Raw genomic sequence first — 22,550 nt, forward strand, 5'->3', positions numbered from 1 at the left:
GTAAGAGACACATGAGCAACGAGCTGCTGCGCGCCCCGGCCGAGGTCAAGTACGCGGACGAGCTGGACTGGCTGGAGTCGGTCGACGACGGGCCGAAGCCGTTCTCCTGGCGGCTCAGCCCGAAGATGGTGCGCCTGTTCATCCTCGGCTCCGAGCGCGCCGACGGGCTGGACCGGGAGATCCCGCAGAAGTGGTTCGGCGACCGCAGCTTCGTCGAGCGGGCCATCGTCACGCTGGCCTCCGACCGCGGCCTGCTGCTGATCGGCGACCCCGGCACCGGCAAGAGCTGGCTGGCCGAGCTGCTGGCGGCCGCGATCAGCCGGAACTCGACGCTGGTGGTGCAGGGCACCGCGGGCACCACCGAGGACCACATCAAGTACTCGTGGAACGTCTCGATGGTGATCGCGAAGGGCCAGTCCCGGCAGTCGATGATCCCGTCGCCGATCATGACGGCGATGGAGAACGGCGTGATCGGCCGGTTTGAGGAGCTGACCCGCTCGACCAGCGACGTGCAGGACGCGCTGATCTCGATCCTGTCCGAGAAGTACGTGTCCATCCCGGAGCTGGACGAGGACAACATCGTCTTCGCCAAGCCCGGCTTCTCGATCATCGCCACGGCGAACAGCCGGGACCGGGGCGTCAACGACCTCTCGTCCGCGCTGAAGCGGCGCTTCAACTTCGTCCGCATCCCGGTGGTGACGAACAAGAAGAGCGAGGCGGAGATCGTCCGGTTCCGCACCGAGGAGCTGCTGCGCCGGCACAACATCGAGCTGGAGGTGCCGCCGACGCTGCTGGACGTGCTGCTCCAGTCGTTCGCGGACCTGCGCGCCGCGTCCGCGTCCGCGACCAGCGACGACGAGCGCCTGGAGTCCGCGTTGTCCACCGCCGAGCAGATCGGTGTGCTGGAGGACGCGATCCTGCACAGCAACTTCTTCGGCGCCGCCGCGCTCACCTCGCAGACACTGGCGTCCTCGCTGGTCGGGTCGCTGGCTCGGCGCAGCCCGGAGGACCTGGCGATCCTGAACAAGTACTGGCACGGCGTGATCGAGCCGCGCAGCAAGGACGCGGGTGGCGAGTGGAACGGATTCCTGGAGGGCGGTCGTCAGGCGATCGCCACCCTGTCGTGAGCGGCCCGTTCGATGCCCTCCGGACGCAGTTGCTGGGCGCCGCCGAGGCGCTCGCCGGCGGCCCGGCCACGCTGCCGGACATCCTCAGCGGGATCGTCGACGACGTGGATCACGCTCTCCGTGAGCCGCTCGAGATCTTCCCGGTCTGCCACCACTCCCCGGCCTCCGCGCTGGCGATGGTGCGCCGGCTCCGGGAGAAGCAGCCGAAGGTGATCTACCTGGAGCTGTGTGAGGACCTCACGCCGCTCCTGACCGAGCTGCGCAACTGCCGGCTGCCGGTCGCGCTCCAGGCGTTCGCGTCCGAGCTGGACGGGTTCCCGAAGGAGTCGGCGCCGCTCTCCGTCATCGCGCCGATCACCGAGGCCTCGGCGGAGTACCAGGCGATCTCGTACGCGCTGGAGACGCCGGGCGTGGAGCTCGTCCTGGTCGACCGGTCCACCGACCACGTCTTCCAGTGGCAGCCGGACGCGTCCGCCGCGCACGACCAGCCGGAGGAGGCGGAGGACGACCTGCACGGCGACGCGGTCGGCGTGGAGATCGGCGACCTGCGGCCCCGGTTCGCCGAGCTGGAGGAGCACCTGCTGCACCACGGCCGGGTCCGGCACTGGTCGGAGTGGTGGGACCAGTACGTGGAGCAGCCGCTCGCGGGCGCGGACTACGACACGTACCGGCAGGTCATGGTCCTGATCGGCTCCCTGTTCCGGCGGCTGGCGCCGCACGATACCCGGCGGTACGCGTCCGACGAGGACCGCGAGCGCTACATGTGGACGCGGATCCGGCAGCACCTGGCCGCGAACGACCTGGACCGGGCCGACGCGCTCTACGTCTGCGGCGCGTTCCACGCGGCGAGCCGGCTCGCGGAGGTCGGATCGGAGCCGGGCACGCCCGACTTCGACATCACGCCGCGGACCGCGACGAAGTGGCTGTACGGCCTGATCCCGTCCAGCCACTCCGCGATCGAGGCGCAGTTCGGGCTCGCGCCCGGCTCGGTGTCGATCGCGGCCGCCACCTGGCAGAAGAACCTCGGCCGGACCCGCCTGAAACCGTTCCAGCTGGCCGGGCAGAAGGGCCGGAAGCCCGCGAGGCTGCCCGCGCCGGTCGCCGCACCGGGGCCGGTCGAGGACCAGCTCACCGGCTACCTGTCCGGGCCGCCCGCGCTGGACGGGCTGGACGAGGAGGAACTGCGCGGCTGGTGCGTCGACATCGTCCGGCTCGCCCGGCGCAACGGCTACCTGGCCAGCACCGCGGACGCGATCGCGGTGTTCGAGACGTCGATCCTGCTCGCGGGCATGCGCGGGCGGGCGCGGCCGACGCCGTACGACTTCCAGGACGCGGCCGTCACCTGCATCGAGAAGGACACCGTGCCCGGCCGCCGGGACGTGCGCCGGCTGTGCGAGATCCTGCTCGGCGGCGACCGGGTCGGCCAGGTCGGGTACGACGCGCTGCCGCCGCTGGCCCGCGACGTCTACGACCGGCTCGCCCCGCTCGGCCTCAACCTCGAGCAGCGCAGCATCCAGCGCGCGCTGCTCGACCTGGCGGCCCGGCCCGAGCTGGCGGCCTGCTCGCGGTTGCTCTGGATGCTGCGCTACCTGCTGCCCGACCACGCGGTCCGGCCGATCATGGGATCGCGGAAGCTGGGCGAGCGGCACATCCAGGAGAGCTGGGACCTCGACCTCGGCCGCCACCAGCGGACCATCATCGAGCTGGGGTACGAGGGCGTCACCGTGGAACAGGTGCTGGAGCAGCGCCTGCGCCGCGCCGCCTGGGACCCGAAGGCGACCGCCGCCACCGCGCTCACCGCGGTCGAGGACTCACTGCTGTTCCTGGACAGCCCGCGCCTGACCGACGAGCTCGGCGCGCGGGCGGTGGAGCTGCTGGCGGCGGAGCGTACCGTCGACGAGGCACCGGCCGTGCTGCGCCGCATCCGGCGGCTGCTCGCGCACTACCGGGCCACCACGCCGGTGCTGCCCGCCTGGTGCGAGTCGTTCGTCCGGACCGGGTACGCGCACTACTGCACGCTGCTGCCGACCGCGTTCGTCGCGGACGACACCGGCGTGCGGCAGGTCGGCGCCATGCTGGGCTTCCTGTTCAGCATGGAGAGCCTGGCGCTGTCCCTCGGCTGCGACCGCGCCCAGCTGGAGCTCGCGGTCCGGCAGTCGCACCCGGAGCACCCGGCGAAGATCGCGCTGCTCTGGGCCGCGCTGCACCAGCTCGGCGCGCTGCCGCTGGCCGGCCTGCGCGCCACCGTCGACGACCTGCTCGGCAACCCGCTGGTCGTGCCCGCGTTCCCGCAGTACGTGGCCGGTTTCATCCAGTCCCTGGAGTCGGTGCCGCGGCTGGCCCCGTTCGTGGTCGAGACGCTGTCCAAGGCGTTCGCCCGGCTGCCCGACCCGATCCTGCTGCCCTGGCTCCCCACGCTGATCACCACGCTGAAGGACCAGGCCGCCGAACTGGTGCCGGTGCTGACCCGCGAGGCCGGCCGCACCTTCCCCGGCACGCTGCCCGCGGTGGACTCCTGGGTCGCGCCGTGGAACGCACCACCGCGCAAGCCGCGCGCCACCGCACCCGCGGCGGCACCGGCCCGGGGCGCGGCCGGCACGCTGCTGGCCGCGCACCCGTCCAGCACCGACGCGGTCGCCGGCCTGCTCGGCTGCGCCGGCGAGTGGTCCGCCGCGCCGGAGGGAGCCACCGGCACCGCGGTGGCCGCGTTGCTCGCCGCGCATCCGCAGCCGGCGGAGGCGGTGGCGCTGCTGGTCTAGTCACGGCCGGCCCGGCCGGGAATTCACATTCCGGCCGGGCCGGCTGCCCTACGGTGTACCGCATGCGGATTTTGATCTCTGCCGATATGGAAGGCGTCTCCGGGATCGTGCACGTCGCGGAGACCAACCCCGAGCGGTACGACTACGAGCGTGGCCGGGTGCTGATGACCGCCGAGGTCAATGCCGTGATCGAGGGGGTGTTCGACGCGGAGCCGGAGGCGGACGTGCTGGTCGCGGACGCGCACGGCACGTTCCGGAACCTGCTGCCGGAGGAGCTGGACGAGCGGGTGCGCGTGGTGCGCGGCCGGCCCCGGCCGCTGGGCATGATGGCGGGGCTGGACGGGCGGACCGACCGGGTGATGTTCGTCGGCTACCACGCGCGCGCCGGGACCGGCCCGGCCGTGCTGGCCCACACGATGAGCGACGCGGTGCTGTCCGTGCGGCTGAACGGCCGCACGGTCGGGGAGATCGGACTCAACGCGGCGCTGGCCGGGCACCACGGCGCGCCGGTCGCGCTGATCGCCGGCGACGACGTGGCCTGCGCGGAGCTGGCGGACCTGTCGCCGGAGTCGGTGACCGTGCCGGTCAAGGAGGCGGTGGGGCAGATCGCCGCGGTCACCACGCATCCGGCCGTGACGCGCCGGCGGCTGCGGGAGGCGGCGGCGTCCGCGGTCCGGAAGCGGATCGCCCCGGTCGTCATGGACGGGCCGGTCGCGCTGGAGGTGGACGTCATGGGCCCGGCCGTGGTCGACCTGGCGACGCTGATCCCCGGCGCGCGGCGTGCCCCGGGTGCGCGGACCGTCACGTTCGCGGCGCGGGACCTGGCCGAGGCGTACCAGGTGGTGGCGTTGATCGTGGCGCTCGGGCAGGTCCCGCTCCGGTAGCGGCCACGATCGTTTCGAGTCGCCCGCGATCGGGCAGTCGTCGGATGACCGACGGATCTGGAGGTACGCGTGGACGAGGACCCGCTCAAAGATGAGGCAGCGCGGCTGTTCGCCGTCCACCGCGACCTGGTCGCCGAGGCCGGGGCGGAGGCGGAGGCGCGGGTGGCGACCGTGACCTCCGGCTACCGGCGCCTGGCCGAGGCCGCGGCCGCGGTGGAGCAGGCGGGGCGGGCCTGGGACGCGGCCCGCGAGGCCCGCGCGCTGATGCCGGCGAACCCGGCGCTGGCGGCCGCGGCGGACCAGGCCGAGGAGGCGTACTTCTCGGCCGACGCCCAGCACCGGGACGTGGTCGCCGAGGTGACGCCCGCGCAGGAGCGGGCGATGGCCGGGCTGGTCGCGGACCTCACCGCGGTCGCTGCCGCGAACACCGCGTTCCGGGCCGCGCAGGACGCCTACTTCGCGGCCATGGCGCGGCACCCCGGTGAGCAGCGCTGATACGCCCCTGGCCTGCCCATACGGCGTACCGACGTTATCTGATTTTGATCTTTGACCGTTCGGCTCAGGGCGGTGACCGCTCGGCGATCACTCAACATCGAACCCGGCGACAGGGAACTAGTTTGCCGGGGAGATACCGCCCGATGTGGGGAGGTTTTACCAACATGGCGCTGCTGTCCGCACTCGACCGCCAGCACACCATCGCGCCGCCGGGGTATTCCCGGTGGCTCATTCCGCCGGCGGCGCTCGCGGTGCACCTGTGCATCGGGCAGGCGTACGCCACCAGCGTGTACAAGACCTCGCTGATCAACCACTTCGACGCCTCGCAGACCGCGATCGGCGTCATCTTCAGCATCGCGATCGTGATGCTGGGCCTGTCCGCCGCCGTCGGCGGCACCTGGGTGGAGCACAACGGGCCGCGCAAGGCCATGTTCGTCTCCGCCTGCTTCTGGGCGTCCGGCTTCCTGGTCGGCGCGCTCGGCATCGCCACCACGCAGCTGTGGCTGGTCTACCTCGGGTACGGCGTGATCGGCGGCATCGGCCTGGGCATCGGCTACATCTCGCCGGTGTCGACGCTGATCAAGTGGTTCCCGGACCGCCCGGGCCTGGCGACCGGCATGGCGATCATGGGCTTCGGCGGCGGCGCACTGGTCGCCAGCCCGCTGTCCCGGCAACTGCTGTCGTTCTACGACCCGAACTACGACCCCGGCAACGCCGCGTCCGTGGCATCCGGCGGCGCGCTGGTCTCGCTGTTCCTCACGCTCGGCATCGGCTACTTCCTGATCATGATGTTCGGCGTGTTCAACGTGCGGGTGCCGCGCGAGGGCTGGAAGCCGGAGGGCTGGGACCCGTCGACCGTGACCGCGAAGCCGCTGGTCACCACCGCCAGCGTGTCCGCCGCGAACGCGATCAAGACGCCGACGTTCTGGCTGCTCTGGATCGTGCTGTTCTGCAACGTCACGGCCGGCATCGGCATCCTGGAGCAGGCCTCGCCGATGATCCAGGACTTCTTCCGGGAGAACGGCACCTCCACGGTGGCGGTCGCGGCGGCCGGCGGCTTCGTCGGCCTGCTGTCGCTGTTCAACATGGCCGGCCGGTTCGTCTGGTCGTCGACGTCCGACCTGATCGGCCGCAAGCCGATCTACATGCTGTACCTGGGCCTCGGCATGGTGCTCTACGCGACGCTGGCCGCGGTCGGCAACACGCACACCGCGCTGTTCGTGCTGCTGGCAGGCGTGATCCTGTCGTTCTACGGCGGCGGGTTCGCGACCATCCCGGCGTACCTGCGGGACATCTTCGGCACCTACCAGGTCGGCGCGATCCACGGCCGGCTGCTGACCGCCTGGTCCGCCGCGGGCGTGGCCGGGCCACTGATCATCAACGGGTTCCTGGACGCGCAGGGCAAGCCCGGCACGCTCACCGCGGACGCGTACCGGCCGGCGCTGTTCACCATGGTGGGCGTGCTGGCGATCGGCTTCATCGCGAACCTGCTGGTCCGTGCGGTCCCGGAGAAGTACCACGAGCCGAGCAAGCCGGCCGACCCGGTCCTGGCCGGCGCCGGCACCGAGGGGAGCAAGGATGTCTGAGGATACGACGAAGCCGGCCGGCCAGGGCGTCCGCCTGATCGTGTCGTGGCTGCTGGTCGGGGCGCTGCTCGCCTACGGCGTGATCCAGACCGGCATCACGGCGGCACGGCTGTTCACCAGCTGACGTAACGGATCGGCACATCGGCCGGCTCGGTCCCCCAGCGGACCGGGCCGGCCGTTTCCGTCTCGTGGCGCGGCCGGCCGAGATTCACCGGTGGTCGCGAAGCCGGTCCGTGCCGCGCGTCGCGAGCTCGGGCGGCGGCCGATCCCCGACGCGGCGCTCGGCGAACGGGTTGCCCGGCGCCGCCACGGAACCGGCCCGCGGCTCCGGCCGGATCGGCGACCGAAATCGCAGGTCACCGGCGGCCGGGGCGGCTTGGGGAATATTCTTGAACAGACCGTCCCGACCCCGTGACCGCCCGTAGTCGGCACTTACCGCGGGGCCGCCCATGGTGCGGACGGTATCCCGCCCGGTCGCTATGAGGTTTCCCGGAACGCTCAGGACACGCCGTCCTCCTGCCGACCGTGACAACGAACCCCTCGACCGGGCGTGAGCGCGTCCGGTGGATCAACCCGTATTCCCGCGGAAGGCGTGCCGATGTCCACGGAATCCTTCACCCCCGCGCGGCAGCAGCCCGACCCGCCGCCGCCGGGGCAGCCGGGTGCGGCGTCATCAGCGGAGTCAGACCTGGTCAGCGCGGCCGGTCTGGTCCCGCCGCCGCCCGGACCGCCCATCCCCCACCCCACCAACGGCCCGCTGGCGCCGGTGGACGAGGACGCGGCCCAGCCCCGGCTCGCGTCCCCGGACGAGGCAAGCGCGTTCCCGCTACCCCGCCGCGAGCGCGGCGCCCAGCTGCCGACCGGCAGCTGGCAGGCCTTCGCCAAGCCCAACCCGGCCGCCATCGACGCGGCGAACGCGCTCATCTCGGGCGTGGGCGTGCCCGGCGCGGGCCCGGCACAGCCGGCGGAACCGCTGCGGGCACGCGCGGCGGTGGACGCGGCGAACGCGCTGCTCTCCGGCGGGGGGGCGAGCGTTTCCGACGCGGCTTCCTCGGGCGCGGGTGTTTCCGACGCGGGTGTTTCCGACGCGGGTGTTTCCGACGCGGGTGTTACCGGCGCGGGTGTTACCGGCGCGGGTGTTACCGGCGCGGGTGTTACCGGCGCGGGTGTTACCGGCGCGGGTGTTACCGGCGCGGGTGTCGCGGAGGCGGGCGTTCCGGGTGCGGACGTCGCGCACGCGCGCGTTGCAGGGGCGGACGTCGTGGGCGCCGGCGTCGCGGGCTCCGGGATGCGGGCTGCCGCTGGAGCGGCGGACATGCGGGACCCGCTGGTGGACGAGCCGGACTTCGACGAGAGGGACATGCCGACTGCCGGATTCCGCCCGCCGGACGCGGTGACCCCGTCCGCGAGCGGCGCCCTCGCACCAGCGGCAGGCGACGCTCCGGCGGCAGGCGCCGGATCGGCGACAGGCACCGGATCGGCAGCAAGCACCGGACCGGCAGCAAGCACCGGACCGGCAGCAAGCACCGGACCGGCAGCAAGCACCGGACCGGCAGCAAGCACTGGATCGGCGGCAGGCAACGCATCGGCGGCTGCCAGCGCATCGACCGCAGGCAGCATGCCGGCTCAAGAGGGCACACCGGCGGCAGACGCCGCGCCGATCGCAGACAGCACGCCGGCCCCAGAGGGCGCACCTGCGGCAAACGGCGCCCCGGCCGCGGGTAGCCCACCGGCCGCGAGCGACGCCTCCGCCGCGGGCGGAGCCACGATCAAGAACCCGGCCGGCGGTACCGGGTACCGGCCGCCGAAGCCGGTGAAGGCCACCTCAACCGGCACGGAGGAAACCTCGTCCGACGGGTCGGCGAACCGGACCCGGTCGGCGCGCCGCGCCGCCGGGCGGGACGCGGCCGCGTCTTCGCAGACCGCTCCCACCTCGCCCGGCACGGACGGCGAGCACGGCCGACGGCCCTCCGAGGCCGCGCCGGCGTTCCGCCCGGCCGGTCCGGCGCTGCGGCGCCTGGAGGCGGGCAGCACCGCGTCCGCGCCCCGGCACGGGGCCGGCGCACGCCCGGCGGCCGGGGGCGACACCCCGGCCGGGACGGAGACGGGCGGCATCGGCACGCCGGCCGCCCGTCCGGGCACGTCCCCGGCGTTCCGTCCCGCGCGGGCGGCATTCGCCGGGCGCGACGACGCTGCCGGCACGCCCGGCGAGGCGGCCACACCGACCGGCGAGACCAGCGGCACGACCGCCGCGTCCACCGGCGCGGCGTCGGGCCTGCCCGGCACCGCGCCCACGCACGGCATCGCGACCGCCCACGGCGACGCGACCATGCCCGGGACGCCGCCGGGCGGTACAGCCATGCCCGGCGATCCGGCGGCGCACGGCGCCCCGGCGGCGCACGGCAGCCCGGCCACGCACGGCAAGCCGGCCACGCACAGCGGCTCGGTCTCGCACGGCCACGCGACCGCGCACGGCAACCCCGCCACGCAGGGCAGCCCGGCCACGCAGGGCAGCCCGGCCACGCAGGGCAGCCCGGCCACGCAGGGCAGCCGGGCCACCCGGACCGCCACCGCGCACGGCAGCCCGGCCGCGCACGGCAGCCCGGCCACACACGACAGCCCGGCCACACACGGCAGCCCGGCCACGCAGTCCACGGCGCACGGCGACGCGACCACCCACGGCAACCCGGCCGCACCGGCCACCACAAGCACGCACGGCGACGCGACCACCCACGGCACCGCGGCCTCGCCCGGGGGCGCGGGACACACCGTCGCGGCCGGGGACGGGGCCAAGGCCGCCGACGCGCCCGCGCGGACGCCCAAGCCGCTCCCCGCGCTCCGGCAGGTCCCCGCCCCCGCGCCCGCCCCGGGCGACGAGGCCGTGGAGAAGTCCGCCGACGACGGTGACGCCGCGGTCGCGGAGGAGGAGGCCGCGGAGGCCCGGCGCCGGGAGGACCGGGCCGCGCTGCGCCGTGCCCAGATCCTGCTGGCGCAGGGTGACGCCCGGTCCGCGCTCGCCGAGGCCGGTCCGGCCATGGCGCGCCAGGCGTCCGACGCGGACGTGTGGCTGCTGATGGCCCGGATCCGGATCGCGCTGGACGACATCCCGGGTGCGCTTCGGGCGACCGAGACCGCGACCGCGCTGAAGCCGGGGAACGCGGCTACCTACGCCGTGATCAGTGACGCGCTGTCCGCGGACGGCCGGCACCAGGACGCGATCGCGGCCGCGCGGGCCGCGCTGGAGGCGGAGCCGGGCAACCCGCACTGGCAGCACCTGGTCGCGACGCGCCTGGTCGAGGCCGGCGAGGACCGGGCCGAGGCGGACAAGCTGGCCCGCGCCGCGGTCGCGGCGATGCCGGACGATCCGGCGTTCCAGGCGACGGCCGTGCTCACCCAGGGTTCGCGGCACCGCCGCGGGCGTGGTGGCGCGGACGCGGACCCGGACGTGGAGGAGCCGAAGCGCGGCGAGATCGAGAGGGCGCCGGTCCGCAAGTGGGGCTGGGGCAAGCCGCTCGCGCTCCCGGCCGGTCCGTCGGCGGCGAGCCCCGCACCGTCCGAGCCGATCGTCGACTTCGTCGAGTCGCTGAAGGACGACCGAGTGGTGGACGGTGAGGCGGTGGAGACCGTCGCGGAGGAGAGGACCGCGCCGTCGTACCGCCCGCCGCGCCCGATGCCGAAGCTGGTCACCGAGGACCCGGGCGACAAGCCGTGGCAGCGCGGCGGCCCGGCGTCGATGACCGGCACGATGCGCCCGGGCGGCCCGGACTGGTCCGCGCTGACGAACGGCCGCCCCTGGCAGCAGGGCACCGGCGCGTTCGCGATGGTCCCGTCCGGCGCGTCCGCGGTCCGCTGGCCGATGGGCCGGGTGGGTCTGGTCGGCGCGCTGGGCGCGGGCGTCACGTACGCCTGCCTGGTCTGGAATTTGACCGAGACGGCCCGGATCGCGGCCGCGATCGCGCTGATCACGATCGTGCTGATGGCGGTCCAGTACGTGTGGTCGCTCGGCGCGGACGGCCGGCGCGGGCTGGGCCGCGCGCTGAGCTCGGTCCGCCGCGTGCTGGCCGCCGTACTCGGCATCGGTGGCGTGGTGGCGCTGGGCCTGGCCGCGGCCGGCACCGACGCCCGCATGCCGTGGATGCTGGCCGGCGCCGCCGCCGCGTGCGTGCTCGCCGCGGTGATCGCCGCGACCGAGCCGCGCTCCCGGCGCCGCACCCCCGGCCAGCGCTGACCGGACACGACGACGCCCCGCCCCCGGCGACGACGCCGGGCGGCGGGGCGTACTGACGACCGGTACGGGAATCACACCGCCCGGCCGGATCGACGGGCTCCGCCCTCGGGTCAGGAGGGCGGAGCCCGGAACCCGTCCATCAGCCGGCGGAAGAAGCCACCCTCGGGCGGCAGCGCCGGCCCGCGCATCGGCGGCGTCGTCACGCGCCGCCCGATCGGCTGGTCGTAGTCGGTGTGCGCGATCGCCTCGACCGTCTGCTCCGGCGTGAAGCCGTCCGACCCCTCGATCGTCGGCACGAACCCGACCAGCACGCCGTTGCGCAGCACCTGCGCCTCGAGGCCGGCCGTGCCGTCCGTGTCCCAGACCGCCTCGCGCCCGTCCGGCAGGCTGACCCGGATGCCGAACTGGGTCTGCCCGGCGCGGGCCAGTTGGAGATGCGCCGGCACGCCACGCGCCCGGAGCCGGTCCACCACCCATCGTGCTCTGTGTTCGTCCACCTCCCGGACCGTAACGCGGCACGCTGAGAGGTGGCTGTGCTACGTGGCGCGTACGTACGCCTGGTGCGCGGACCCGTCGCTCAGCGCCCGCACCAGTGCCTGAACCTCGTGGTCGGGCGCGGGCCGGCCCGTGTAGAGCGTGAAGCCACGGTCCACGTCGAGCCGCCACCCGAGCCCGTCCGCCCGCCCGTCCGTGGCCCAGCCGGGCAGTTCGGACGCCGTACCCTCGTCGGTCAGGGCGTTGAGGTCGACGAACCGTTCCAGGCACGGGCCGGAGCCGGTCAGCATCAGGTAGAGGTCGTGCGACGGGCCGGGCACCGCGTAGCGCAGACCGGCCGCGAGACAGTCGGGGATGCTCAGGTGGGCGCGGCCGAGCGCGGCGGCCAGCGTGACCGTGCCGCGGTCGGCGGGGTACGCGCGTGGGTCGCGGCCGGGGCCGGGCGCGCGCGACAGCATCACCAGGACCGCGGCGACGAGCGCGGCCGCGACCACCGTGGTGACGACGACCGTGGCCCGTGAAGTCCGCATGATTCCCATAGTGCCGCAGCCCGGCGGTCCGCGCTGTGAAGGAATCGTGCAGGTCAGTGCGCGTCGGAGATCGCTCGCGGCCGGGCGGGCTCAGCCGTTCCAGGGCAGGCCGAGGCGGGGGAAGACGCGGGACAGCACCGGTTCGTAGTGGTCGGCCCAGTCGACCGCCGGCAGGTCGGCGATCGGGGTGAAGACCATGGCGGCGCCCTCGTTGCACCGCACGCGCTCCTGGGTGGCGGTGGTGTGGCCGAGGTAGATCGCGTACTCGGTGAGCGTGCCGGTGTTGCGCACGGACGGGGCCACGCCGTGCCAGATCAGGTCTAGGTCGCCGTCCGGGCGCAGGCCGGTCTCCTCCTCCAGTTCGCGCGCGGCCGCCTCCGCCGGCGTCTCCCCCGGCTCCACGGCCCCGCCCGGCAGGCACCAGCGGTGCGGCGCGACGGTGGTGTTGCCGTCCCGCAGTTGCAGGAGCACGCGCTGGTGCGGATCGCGGAGCACGACGCCGGCGACGGTCAGGGAGATCTCGCTCATGAGCGCGACCCTACCGCTCGGTCGAATGCCTCCCGGCCGATGACTGTTCGGCTGAAAAATCCGCCTTGTCGGGATGAGGCCCGGCGACAGTGTGACGATGCCGGTGGAGATGCCGGGAGGACGCCGTGCTGAACAGCAGACTGAGACGGCGCGACCGGGCCGGTCGCTCGCCCGCGCGCCGGCCCCGCGGCGCGGCGGACGTGGTGCACACGTGGTTCGTCGCCGTCACGCTGATCGCGAGCGTCGTCGCGCTGGCCGTCGGGCTGTACGCCGCCTGGGTGGGCCTGGACAACATCGTCAGCACGCTGACGATGCTGATCGGCGTGTCCGGGGTGGGGCTGACCGCGGTGCAGACCGTGCCCGCGATCGTGCGGCACGTCCGGCAGGCGTGGCGGCCGGTCGGCTACCTGCTGGTCGCCGCCCTGGTCGTGGCGACGTCGTACGCGACCTGGGTGGTCGCCCACAAGCCGGTCATCAAGATCGCGGTGAGCATGCCGTTCCTGGACGTGGACCCGCGGGACGCCCGGGCCGTGCTGCGCGGCGTGGGTCTCGCGGTGGCCGCGGAGCAGTTCGTCGCGGACGGCGTACCCATCGAGATCGTGCCGTTCGACGATCACGACCTCGCGGGCGGCGTCACCTACATGTCGCCGGACGGCAGCCATCTCGCGGGGAAGGCCGACGGCCTGCGCACGGTGCTCGACGACGCGCAGATCGCCGGCGTCATCGGGCCGTTCCACAGCGACACGGCTCTGGAGGAGATCCCGGTCGTGTCAGCGGCCGGCATCCCGATGATCAGCCCGTCGAACACGCTCACCTGCCTGACGCATCGGGGTGAGGTCTGCGAGTCGACGCCCATCCCGCGGGACAGCACGTACTTCCGGATGGCGGTGACCGACGAGGTCCGGGCCGAGGATCTGGCGACCCGCCTGGCCGCGCACCTGAGCAAGCGGCTCGCGGTGGCACAGGTGGTGGTGGCCGAGGACGCGACCACGTTCGGCCAGGGGCTGGCCGCGTCGTTCGAGCGGGAGTGGCGGGAGCGGCGCCCGTCGGATCGGCTGACGCGGCTCGGGGTGGCCGACGCCCGGGAGCGGATCATCGCCGGCACCGTCCGGCCGGACCTGGTGCTCTACTGCGGCACCGGCCTGTCCGGCGGCATGCTCTACGAGGCCGTGCAGAGCCGCAGGCGCGCGTCGCCGTCGCTCTTCGTCGGGCCGGCGACCATCATGAACGGTGGGCTCACCCAGTGGGCGACCGCGGCGGGCGAACTCTACGCGGTCGCGCCGTCCCCGTACGACGACACCCGGGGGCAGGGGAACGTCTTCAAGGGACATTACCGATTCCGTTTCACGGACGGCGATCCGTCGCCCTACGCGGCGGCGGCCTATGACGCCACCCGGGCACTGATCATGGCGATCGAGAAGGCGATGCACGGCCACGTCCGGCCGCCGGTGGCGGAGCGCGGCCCGTTCATGCGGTGGCGGGCCGACGACCTTCGCCGGCGCACCGTGGAGGCGCTACGGACCTTCAACCGCGGACCCGGCTTCCCTGACTACGAGAACCCGGTGCTCGGCGCGTTCTGGTTCGACGACCGCGGGGACGTGGTCTTCCGCTCGGCACGGACCGCGATCTATCAGTACGGCGACGGCACCAAGGGCGTACCCGAGTGGCAGTTCGTCCGGTAGCCATAGCACGATCCGGACGACCGCGGGGCGGAATGGCCGGGAAATGGTCGAAGGGTCCTTTCCCCGCGAAGGCTCACTGCTTCCTCTCAGCCGGGATCTAGGTTTCTTACAGCAAACCTGCAGCGATCACCTACGACTGAGAATGGGAGCACGATCGTGTTCACGACATTCGCGACCGCGGGGGCTGCGACGCTCGCTCTCCTGAGCGGATCCGCTCCAGCACCGGCGGGGCCGGCCGGGGTCAGCTTCACCATCGCGTCGAGTAACGGCACCGGCTGCGCGGCCGGGAAGGCGACGCTGTCGCCGTTGCCGAACGGAAACGGCTTCGCGCTCCGGTTCCCGACGTTCACCGCCCGCAGCGGCGGTGGGGCGGCGGCGACCGACATGCGCAAGAGCTGTCAGGTCAGCGTGCGGGTCGGCGGCTACAAGGGGTTCACGTTCGCCGTCGCCCAGGCGGAGCACCGCGGCTACGTGCGGCTTCCGGGCGACGCGGGCGCCACGCAGACGACCACCGCGGGATTCACCGGCGAGCCGGAGAAGACGGTCTTCACGAAGACCTTCACCGGGCCCCGCAACGGTTTCTGGGTCAACCGGACCACGGTACGGGCCGACCAGCTCGACTACGCGGCCTGCGCCGAATCGCGGTTGCTCAACATCCGCATCGACGGCCGGGTCAGGTCCGGCGGTAACGGCGGGGCCAGCACGCTGACGCTGGGCTCGGCCGGCAACGGTATCGACGCCTCCTACCAGCTGGCATGGCGGAAGTGCTGATTCGACATCCCGACATCACAGAGAAGGACCAACCACGATGCGAAAGATCATTCTTGCCGGAGCCATGGCTCTCGGAGCGGTCGCCGCCACGGGCACCCCCGCGCAGGCGGCCGATCTACAGGGACCGGAGAACTTCAAGGTCAAACTCGTCTACATGAACGGTACGGGGTGCCCCGCGGGGTCGGTGACGACCGCGATCGAGGAGGACCGGGAGGCGTTCATCATCACGTTCAGCAAGTTCACCGCGCAGGTCGGTCCCAAGGCCGCGGCGACGGACATGCGCAAGGCGTGCAAGGTCGGCATCTCGCTGGACATCCCGGCCGACTTCACCTACTCCATCACCCGTCTCATCCACAGTGGATACGCCAACCTGGCGGCCGGCGCCACCGCCCAGGAACGCGCCATCTACAACTGGATCGGCGAGCCCTCGGAGACCTTCACCCACCCGCTGACCGGGCCGTACGACGACAACTGGAGCTTCACCGACGAGGTCGAGAGCGGGCTGGTCACCGAGCATCCGTGCGGCGACGAACGAATCCTCAACGCGAACGTGGACGTGACCGTCCGGCCCGGCACGTCGAATCCGAAGAAGGAGACCAGCTTCATCACGCTGGACTCGGTCGAGACCTCCTTCTCCACCAAGTTCCAGCTGCAGTGGCGGGCGTGCTGACATGCGCCGCACGGCCGTCGCCGGCGCCGCCGCGCTGGCGCTGATGGCAACCGGTGCCGCGCGTCCGCCGGCCACGGACGTGCTCGCGATCGCCGGCGTCACGACGTCCGGACCGGGGTGCCCGCGTGGCTCGGTCCTGGCCGAGGCGCACGGAGACCACTTCACGATCATCTTCAGCGCGTTCACCGCCACGGCCGGGCCGTCCGCCACGAACGCGGACCTGTCCCGGCAGTGCACGGTGGCGGTCCGGGTGCGGCTGCCGGAGAAGCGCACGTTCGCCGCCACGGCGGTGACCCAGCGCGGCTTCACGGACCTGGCGTCCGGCGCGACCGCGCGGAGCAAGCGCACGTTCTGGTGGAGCGCCGGCCCCACCACCTCGATGGTGCTGTCTGAGTACCGGGGGCCGCTGGACACGAACTGGGCCACCGACGACGAGGTGGCCACCGAGACCGGCGCGGACGCGCCGTGCGGCGGGACCACGACCTTCAACGCCGAGCTGCAGCTGACCGCGTCGGCGCCACGCAAGAGCAGCGAGCCCGCGCTGTTCACGCTGGACTCCGTGGATGGCGCGCTGTCGCGGTGGAGCGACTGTTAGCACCCGCCGTCCGTGCCCGGGCCGGTCGCCGACCGGCCCGGGCGCGGTGCGTTCACACCGGGGCGACCTCGTCGAGGAAGTCGCGGAAGCGGGACCAGCTGCGCGCGTCCGCCTTCGGGTGGTAGAGCGGGATCTCGGGCAGCGTGAACGCGTGCGGCGCGCCCGCGTAGGTCACGATCTCGAAGTCGACGCCGGCGTCGCGCAGCTCGGACTGGAACGCGATGACGGCGTCGTCCGGCACCACCGGGTCGGCCGCGCCGGTCAGCACCAGGATCGGCGCCGCGACGTGCTCCGCGTCGCCCGGCGTGTGGGTGATCAGGAGGCCGTGGAACGAGACCACGCCGGCCAGCGCGGCCCCGGTGCGGGAGAACTCCAGCGCTGCCGAGCCGCCGAAGCAGTACCCGGCGACCACGATCCGCGACGCGTCGACCCGCGGGTCCGCGGCGAGCGTGTCGTAGGCGGCCCGGACCCGTGCGCGCAGCAGCGGCAGGTCCGCGTAGTACCGCTCCGCCTCCGCCTGGGAGTCGGCCGGCTCGGTCGGCCGCACGCCGGCGCCGTACAGGTCGGCCGCGAACGCCACGTACCCCAGGCGGGCGATCATCTGGGTGCGCAGCCGGGTGTACTCCTGCGGGCCGGTCCAGTCGTGCAGGATCAGCACGGCCGGGCGGGGCGTGCTCGCCGCGGCGTCCACGGCCAGGTATCCCTCGAGTGCGACGTCGTCATGGGCGTACGGCACGTCCTCCTCGGTGAGTGAACCGGCGAACGGCACGGTGTCGAGCAGCGCGGCATGCGGCGCGGAGAAGGCGGTCACACCACCGACTCTAGGCCCAGGTCCGCGCCGGAGCCCGCCGGGTGGGTCCGCAGCCAGTCGGACAGCGGCCCGGGCATGGCGATGCCGTACCCCTGGGCGTAGTCGACGCCGATCTCCTGCAGCCGCCGGATGGTGGCCTGGTCCTCGACGAACTCCGCCACGGTGCACAGCCCCATCTGGTGACCCAGGTCGTTGATCGTGCGGGTCATCACGCGGTCGAGCTCGTCGTGCTCGAGGTTCCGGATGAACGCGCCGTCGATCTTCAGGAAGTCGACCGGCAGGTGCTTGAGGTAGGTGAACGACGACAGGCCGGTGCCGAAGTCGTCGAGCGCGAACCGGAACCCGAGGTCGCGCAGCTGGGAGATGAACTCCGCGGCCTTGCGCAGGTCGTTGATGGCCACCGACTCGGTGATCTCGAAGCAGATCAGCTCCGCCGGCAACCCGGAGAGGGCCAGCTGCGCCTGGACGTAGTCGATGAACTCGGCGTCACCGATCGACGGGCCGGAGAGGTTGATCGCCCAGTGGTCGGCGAGCGGCCCGTCCGGGTGCCCCGCGCCGTAGCCGTGATAGTGCGCGGCCAGCACCTGGAACGCGTGCGCGACCACCCAGCGGTCCACGGCCGGCAGCAGGTCGTAGCGCTCCGCGGCGGGCAGGAACAATCCCGGCGGTACGACCTTGCCGTCCTCGGTCCGCATGCGCAGCAGCAGCTCGCCGAACTGGGCGGCGCCGTTCCGCACGGGCGCGCCGGGCACCCGCGCGATCGGCTGGTAGAACAGCTCGAACCGGTCGTCGCGCAGCGCGGTCACCAGCCGGCCGGCCCAGTCCATCTCCTGCTGGTGCTTGGCCAGCGCCTCGTTGTCGGCCCGGTACAGCTCCACCCGGTCCCGGCCGCGTTCCTTCGCGGTGTAGCAGGCCGCCTCGGCCGCGATGATCAGCTCCTCGGGCCCGACCGCGAGCGGCGTCACCGGCACCACGCCGATGCTGGCGGTCAGCGCCACGGCCTGCTCGTCCACCTGGAACGCGAGGTCGGCGATCCGGGCCCGGACCCGCTCGGCCACCGCCACGCCCTCCTCCGCCGCGACCGGCAGCAGCACCGCGAAGCGGTCACCGCGGACCCGGGCCACGGCCACGGCCTCGCCGGCCACGTCCGAGACCAGGCCGGCCACCCGGCGCAGCAGTTCGTCGCCCTGCGCGTGCCGGCCGGCGCCGCTGATCAGCCGGAAACGGTCCAGGTTGATCAGGCAGAGCGTCCGCGGCGAGGACGAGGACACGCCGATCGCCTCGATCAGGCGACGGTCGAAGCCGGCGCGGTTCAGCAGGCCGGTCAGCGTGTCGTGGACGGCCTGGTGGGCCAGCTCGTCCGCGGCGGCCTGGCCGCGGTCCTGCGCGGTCTCGGTCAGCCGCCAGTTCGCGATCGCGGCGACCGCGGCACCGGCGATGAACAGCGCGTGGATCGCGGCCCACTTGATCGGCGCATCCGTGGCCGCGCTGTGCGCGTAGACGTCGTGCGGCGCGACCACGCCCACCACGGCGTGCTCGACCAGCACGAACGCGGTGGCGAGCAGGAACGTGATCCACTCCTGGTAGAGCACGATCACGAAGAGCATCACGAAGAAGTGGAAGTGCGCCTCGGTCTGGCCGGCGGCGAGGCCGACCAGCACGGCGGACGAGCCCATCAGGCCGAGCGTGGTGATCGACGCGCGCCAGCGCCGGGACAGGCCGCGGTAGCCGCCGAGCGCCGCCGCGACGGCCAGCGGGAAGACCGCCACCAGCGCCTGCGCCGGAGCGAGGCCGCGGATCAGCGCGAACACGTACAGCCCGGCCGCGTGCAGGCCGAGCACCCAGAGGATGGCGCGGTGCCGCCGGCCCCAGGCCTCCGCGGGCAGCGGCCGCCCCTGTGGCAGCACGGACCGGACGGCCCGCATCCAAGCTGTCAGCACGCCTCCCCCAATCGGCCGGGTCCGCGCCGACCTGACCAAAACCATCAGGGGGTACGCGGCAGCGCGAACACGATCGTCGTACCGCCGCCCGGCGTCTCCTCCGCCCCGATCCGGCCGCCGTGCCGCTGCACGATCCGCAGGCAGGTGGAGAGGCCGATGCCGTGGCCGGTCGCCTTGGCCGGGTCGACCATGGCGAACATGTCGAAGACCCGCTGCCGGTGCGCCGGCGGGATGCCGATGCCGTTGTCCGCCACCCGGATCTCCACCAGGCCGTCCTCGGCCGGCCCGCCGCTGACCGTGATCGTCGGGGGCCGGTCCGGGTGCCGGTACTTGATCGCGTTCCCGACCAGGTTCTGCAGCAGCTGGCGAATCAGCGTGGGGTCGCAGCTCACCGGCGGCAGCGCGCCCGCGATGCGTACCGTGGCCTGCTTCTCCCTGATCTCCGTGCGCAGGTCCACCATGGCGTGGCCGAGCAGTTCCGCGACGTCGGCGGGCCGGCTGACCGCGGGCGCGTTCCCGGCGCGCGCGTAGGTGAGCAGCGCCTGGATCAGCCCCTGCATGCGGGTCACCGAACGCGCGGCCGTGCCGATCCAGCCGCGCGCCTGCTCGTCGAGCTGCGCGCCGTAGAGGTCGGTCAGCAGCTCCAGGTAGCCGGCGACCACGGCCAGCGGCGACGCCAGGTCGTGGCTGGCGACCGCGGCGAAGTTGGTCAGCTCGGTGTTCGAGCGCTCCAGCTCCGCCACCGTCTCGTTCAGCGCCGCGTGCGCGCGGTGCATGTCGGCGCGCTGCGCGCGGTCCGCGGTCACGTCCGTCATCGCCACCACGGCGCCGAGCGGCAGCCCGTCCGCGGCCACCATCCGGCGGCCGGTGGCGATCACCGTGCGGGCCGGGCGGCCGGCCGGCGCGATCACCATCTCGGCGTGGTCGACCGTGCCCTCCCGCAGCGCGCGCAGTGCCGGGATGCGCTCGGCGGTCAGCGGCGTCACGCCGTCCGGCTCGTAGAGCGCGTACGTCGCGGCCACGTCGTCCGGGGCGATCGAGGCGTCCGCGTCCACCCCGTGCCACTCCCGGGCCGCGCGGTTGAACAGCGACACGCGACCGAACGGGTCGACCGCCACGATCGCCACGTCCACGCTGTCCAGCACCGCGTCCAGGAGCTGCTGGCGCGCCTCGGTCTCGCGCAGCGCCCGCTGCGCCACCGCGCGCTGCAACTCGGCCTCGGCGGCCAGCCGGGTGCGGATTCGCGCCTGGCGGCGGCGCTCGAACAGCGCCAGGATCACGCTGGCCAGGTCCTCCAGCCGGGCCACCTGCCGTTCGTCCAGCTCGCCGGGTTCGGCGTCGAAGACGCAGAGCGTGCCGAGCGCGTGCCCGGACGGCGTGACCAGCGGGATCGAGGCGTAGAAGCGGACGCCGGCCAGCCGCCCGGTCACCCACGGGTTGTCCCGGTAGTCCGGGTCGGCGCGGGCGTCCCGGACCACGATCGGGCGGCCCTCGAGGAACCGGATCGCGCACATCGACTCGTCCCGCGGCGAGTCCGCGCCGGCGAAACCGGTGGTGGTCAGCTGACACTGCCGGTTCTCGTCGATCAGGTTGAGCGTGGCCGTGGGCACGCCCGCGACCTGCGCCGCGACCCGGACCACCGCCTCCAGCTCGTCATCGGCGGGCGCGTCGAGCAGGCCGTACTCGTGCAGCGTCGCCACCCGCAGCCGCTCGCGCTCCTCGCCCACCCCGAACCCTTCGGCAGAGCGGGCGCTGATGTGAGGCCGTACACTCTGAACTGGTTTTCGGTGAATCCTGTGTCCGATGTGTCGGTTCCTCGACACCATTCGTCACCGGCTGCTGGCACCATTGCGCGGTTCCACAAGCGACTCGTCCCTCACCGCCGACTTTGCGAAGAGGCATCGGCCATGTCCGACTACAGACCACCGCAGACTCCTCCGCCGTCGAACCCGCCCCCGCCGACCGACCCGCCGCCGTCCCCGTACGGCGCGGGTGGTGCCGGTGGCGGTGGGCGTCGCCGGGCCACCTGGATCACCGTGGCCGGCGTGGTCCTGCTGCTCCTGCTGCTGCTCCTGCTGCTGGCGTTCTGCCGTGGCGGCGAGGAGGACCCGGCGGCCTACCCGCCCGGCTCGCCGAGCCCGGGCACCAGCGTCACCACCGGCACGACGTCCGCGCCGCCGACCGGCGGCAGCCCCACCCCGACGTCGACCGTGCCCGGCGGCTACCCGACCACGTCGGCGAATCCCACGGTCACGCCCACCGGAGGCGGCGGCACGGGCGAGCCGACGGGGTACCCGACCGGCACCGGCACGCCGACCGGCGGTCCCACCGGCGGGCCCACGGGCGGCCCGACCGGCGGCCCGACCGCGGAGCCGACCAGTCCGGGCCCGGGCGGCGGCACCACCCGTCCGCCGTACCCGAGCGGCGGCCCGGACACCGGCGTCGGCACCGGCGGCGGCATGAACGGCACGCTCCTGGCCGGCCTGGCGCTGCTGGCGGCCGCCAGCGTCGCCGCGGTCGCCGCGGTCCGGCGGCGGCGTCTCTGACCGCATGATCGACGACGCACGAGCACGGCTGCGCCCCCGCATCGCGGTGGTCGCGGCCGTGCTCGCGCTGGCCGGCACGGTGCTGACCGTGCACGGCGCCCGCCAGCAGGCCGCCGCCGCGGACGCCGAGGCCGCCCGCGCGCACGCCACCGGGTTCCCCGAGGAGCCCGCGGAGGCCGTCATCCCGGCCCCGACCTCGTCCGCCGGCCCGGCCGTCCCCGCGCCGCCCGCGACCGGCCCGGCCGCCGCGCGGCTCGGCGGCGCTCCACGGTGGACGGTCCTGCCGCACAGCCCGCCGGCGTCGCTGGACATCCCGTCCATCGGCGTGCACTCGTCGCTGATCTCCCTCGGCCTGAGGGCCGACGGCACGGTCGAGGTGCCGCCCCTCACCGGCAGCGCGCCCGCCGGGTGGTACCGGCACTCCGTCACGCCCGGCGAGCCCGGCCCCGCGGTCCTGCTCGGCCACGTCGACTCCGTGGAGACCGGCCGCGGCGTGTTCTACCGGCTCACCGAGCTCACCCGCGGCGCCGAGATCCGGGTGACCCGCCGCGACGGCAGCACCGCGGTCTTCACCGTCACCAGCCTGCAGCGCTATCCGAAGTCGCGGTTCCCGACCGCGCGCGTCTACGGCCCGACCGACGCGCCCACGCTGCGCCTGGTCACCTGCGGCGGCGGGTACGACCCGGTCTCGCAGACCTACGTCGACAACATCGTCGTCTACGCCACCGCGCTGCCCGCGCCGTCGCCCACGCCCGGGAATCCCGACGCCGAGGCCGACGGCCGCCCGGTGCACTGACGCACCCCACGTCGAAACTTTCGGGCGATCATCGGTAAATTCCGCCTCTCCTGACCTGGTCTCCGCACCCACCGTGCACCGGCATGCGCGGCAACACATCCAAGGTC

The 22,550-nt window shown here is 73.6% G+C and carries 19 protein-coding genes; 13 read left to right on the forward strand and 6 right to left on the reverse strand.

The annotated features are described in order from the left end of the window. Positions 1-11: 11 nt before the first annotated feature. The 7 genes from J2S41_RS14740 (at position 12) to J2S41_RS14770 (ending at position 11,079) form a co-directional block, all read left to right on the forward strand. The gene (locus J2S41_RS14740; RefSeq protein ID WP_310368113.1) at positions 12-1,127 is read left to right on the forward strand and encodes an ATP-binding protein; all 1,116 of its coding nucleotides are present in this window, start codon (positions 12-14) and stop codon (positions 1,125-1,127) included. Continuing rightward, positions 1,124-3,886: a DUF5682 family protein gene (locus J2S41_RS14745; protein WP_310368115.1), complete on the forward strand. Its 2,763-nt coding sequence runs from the start codon at positions 1,124-1,126 to the stop codon at positions 3,884-3,886. Before J2S41_RS14740 ends, J2S41_RS14745 begins: the two co-directional genes overlap by 4 nt. 62 nt (positions 3,887-3,948) lie before the next feature. Then, a complete protein-coding gene (locus J2S41_RS14750) occupies positions 3,949-4,770 on the forward strand; it encodes a M55 family metallopeptidase (protein ID WP_310368116.1) in 822 nt (273 codons plus the stop codon). A 69-nt stretch (positions 4,771-4,839) separates the two neighbouring features. Continuing rightward, positions 4,840-5,265 carry a hypothetical protein gene (locus J2S41_RS14755; RefSeq protein ID WP_310368119.1) on the forward strand — a complete coding sequence of 142 codons (426 nt, stop codon included), beginning with the start codon at positions 4,840-4,842 and terminating at the stop codon, positions 5,263-5,265. A 164-nt stretch (positions 5,266-5,429) separates the two neighbouring features. Beyond that, on the forward strand, positions 5,430-6,851 hold the full coding sequence (locus tag J2S41_RS14760) for an OFA family MFS transporter (RefSeq protein ID WP_374728130.1): 1,422 nt from the start codon (positions 5,430-5,432) through the stop codon (positions 6,849-6,851). Next, complete coding sequence (locus J2S41_RS14765; protein WP_310368121.1) at positions 6,844-6,975, forward strand: MFS transporter small subunit; 132 nt, start codon at positions 6,844-6,846, stop codon at positions 6,973-6,975. Before J2S41_RS14760 ends, J2S41_RS14765 begins: the two co-directional genes overlap by 8 nt. A gap of 1,689 nt (positions 6,976-8,664) precedes the next feature. Next, positions 8,665-11,079 carry a hypothetical protein gene (locus tag J2S41_RS14770; RefSeq protein WP_310368123.1) on the forward strand — a complete coding sequence of 805 codons (2,415 nt, stop codon included), beginning with the start codon at positions 8,665-8,667 and terminating at the stop codon, positions 11,077-11,079. A 110-nt stretch (positions 11,080-11,189) separates the two neighbouring features. Here the strand turns inward: J2S41_RS14770 and J2S41_RS14775 are convergent, their stop codons facing one another. The 3 genes from J2S41_RS14775 to J2S41_RS14785 form a co-directional block, all read right to left on the reverse strand. Further along, the gene (locus J2S41_RS14775) at positions 11,190-11,576 is read right to left on the reverse strand and encodes a hypothetical protein (protein ID WP_310368125.1); all 387 of its coding nucleotides are present in this window, start codon (positions 11,574-11,576) and stop codon (positions 11,190-11,192) included. Between the two features lie 39 nt (positions 11,577-11,615). Then, complete coding sequence (locus tag J2S41_RS14780) at positions 11,616-12,104, reverse strand: hypothetical protein (RefSeq protein WP_310368127.1); 489 nt, start codon at positions 12,102-12,104, stop codon at positions 11,616-11,618. Positions 12,105-12,194: 90 nt separating this feature from the next. Next, positions 12,195-12,632, reverse strand: coding sequence for an NUDIX domain-containing protein (locus J2S41_RS14785; RefSeq protein WP_310368129.1), 438 nt, complete (start codon positions 12,630-12,632; stop codon positions 12,195-12,197). Between the two features lie 125 nt (positions 12,633-12,757). On the opposite strand from J2S41_RS14785, the gene J2S41_RS14790 reads away from it, so the two are divergent. The 4 genes from J2S41_RS14790 (at position 12,758) to J2S41_RS14805 (ending at position 16,350) form a co-directional block, all read left to right on the forward strand. After that, a complete protein-coding gene (locus tag J2S41_RS14790; protein WP_310368132.1) occupies positions 12,758-14,314 on the forward strand; it encodes an ABC transporter substrate-binding protein in 1,557 nt (518 codons plus the stop codon). Positions 14,315-14,470: 156 nt separating this feature from the next. Then, complete coding sequence (locus J2S41_RS14795; protein WP_310368134.1) at positions 14,471-15,085, forward strand: DUF4360 domain-containing protein; 615 nt, start codon at positions 14,471-14,473, stop codon at positions 15,083-15,085. Between the two features lie 64 nt (positions 15,086-15,149). Continuing rightward, positions 15,150-15,755, forward strand: a complete 606-nt coding sequence (locus tag J2S41_RS14800; protein WP_310368136.1) for a DUF4360 domain-containing protein — start codon at positions 15,150-15,152, stop codon at positions 15,753-15,755. A 1-nt stretch (position 15,756) separates the two neighbouring features. Then, positions 15,757-16,350, forward strand: a complete 594-nt coding sequence (locus J2S41_RS14805; protein WP_310368137.1) for a DUF4360 domain-containing protein — start codon at positions 15,757-15,759, stop codon at positions 16,348-16,350. Positions 16,351-16,402: 52 nt separating this feature from the next. On the opposite strand, the gene J2S41_RS14810 is transcribed toward J2S41_RS14805, so the two are convergent. From J2S41_RS14810 to J2S41_RS14820, 3 genes are read right to left on the reverse strand one after another with little or no spacing between them, the layout of a single operon-like run. Then, positions 16,403-17,161 (reverse strand): dienelactone hydrolase family protein, encoded by a 759-nt coding sequence (locus J2S41_RS14810; RefSeq protein ID WP_310368140.1) that lies wholly within the window; start codon positions 17,159-17,161, stop codon positions 16,403-16,405. Continuing rightward, positions 17,158-19,101, reverse strand: a complete 1,944-nt coding sequence (locus J2S41_RS14815; protein ID WP_310368143.1) for a putative bifunctional diguanylate cyclase/phosphodiesterase — start codon at positions 19,099-19,101, stop codon at positions 17,158-17,160. The genes J2S41_RS14810 and J2S41_RS14815 overlap by 4 nt, the downstream gene beginning before the upstream one ends. A gap of 44 nt (positions 19,102-19,145) precedes the next feature. Then, complete coding sequence (locus J2S41_RS14820; protein ID WP_310368144.1) at positions 19,146-20,828, reverse strand: sensor histidine kinase; 1,683 nt, start codon at positions 20,826-20,828, stop codon at positions 19,146-19,148. A gap of 180 nt (positions 20,829-21,008) precedes the next feature. On the opposite strand from J2S41_RS14820, the gene J2S41_RS14825 reads away from it, so the two are divergent. Both J2S41_RS14825 and J2S41_RS14830 read left to right on the forward strand, forming a co-directional pair. Then, positions 21,009-21,647 carry a hypothetical protein gene (locus tag J2S41_RS14825; protein WP_310368146.1) on the forward strand — a complete coding sequence of 213 codons (639 nt, stop codon included), beginning with the start codon at positions 21,009-21,011 and terminating at the stop codon, positions 21,645-21,647. Between the two features lie 4 nt (positions 21,648-21,651). Then, entirely contained in the window at positions 21,652-22,443 is a 792-nt protein-coding gene (locus J2S41_RS14830; protein WP_310368149.1) for a class F sortase, read from the forward strand. Positions 22,444-22,550 lie beyond the last annotated feature (107 nt).

Origin of the sequence: Catenuloplanes atrovinosus (genome assembly GCF_031458235.1) — a bacterium.
Taxonomy (GTDB): domain Bacteria; phylum Actinomycetota; class Actinomycetes; order Mycobacteriales; family Micromonosporaceae; genus Catenuloplanes; species Catenuloplanes atrovinosus.

Bases quoted from the DNA above. Each gene is read 5' to 3' on its own strand.
- J2S41_RS14805 (WP_310368137.1), top strand. From the start codon at position 15,757: ATGCGCCGCACGGCCGTCGCCGGCGCCGCCGCGCTGGCGCTGATGGCA.
- J2S41_RS14800 (WP_310368136.1), top strand. From the start codon at position 15,150: ATGGCTCTCGGAGCGGTCGCCGCCACGGGCACCCCCGCGCAGGCGGCC.
- J2S41_RS14830 (WP_310368149.1), top strand. From the start codon at position 21,652: ATGATCGACGACGCACGAGCACGGCTGCGCCCCCGCATCGCGGTGGTC.
- J2S41_RS14760 (WP_374728130.1), top strand. From the start codon at position 5,430: ATGGCGCTGCTGTCCGCACTCGACCGCCAGCACACCATCGCGCCGCCG.
- J2S41_RS14765 (WP_310368121.1), top strand. From the start codon at position 6,844: ATGTCTGAGGATACGACGAAGCCGGCCGGCCAGGGCGTCCGCCTGATC.
- J2S41_RS14785 (WP_310368129.1), bottom strand. From the start codon at position 12,632: ATGAGCGAGATCTCCCTGACCGTCGCCGGCGTCGTGCTCCGCGATCCG.
- J2S41_RS14825 (WP_310368146.1), top strand. From the start codon at position 21,009: ATGTCCGACTACAGACCACCGCAGACTCCTCCGCCGTCGAACCCGCCC.
- J2S41_RS14750 (WP_310368116.1), top strand. From the start codon at position 3,949: ATGCGGATTTTGATCTCTGCCGATATGGAAGGCGTCTCCGGGATCGTG.
- J2S41_RS14780 (WP_310368127.1), bottom strand. From the start codon at position 12,104: ATGCGGACTTCACGGGCCACGGTCGTCGTCACCACGGTGGTCGCGGCC.
- J2S41_RS14740 (WP_310368113.1), top strand. From the start codon at position 12: ATGAGCAACGAGCTGCTGCGCGCCCCGGCCGAGGTCAAGTACGCGGAC.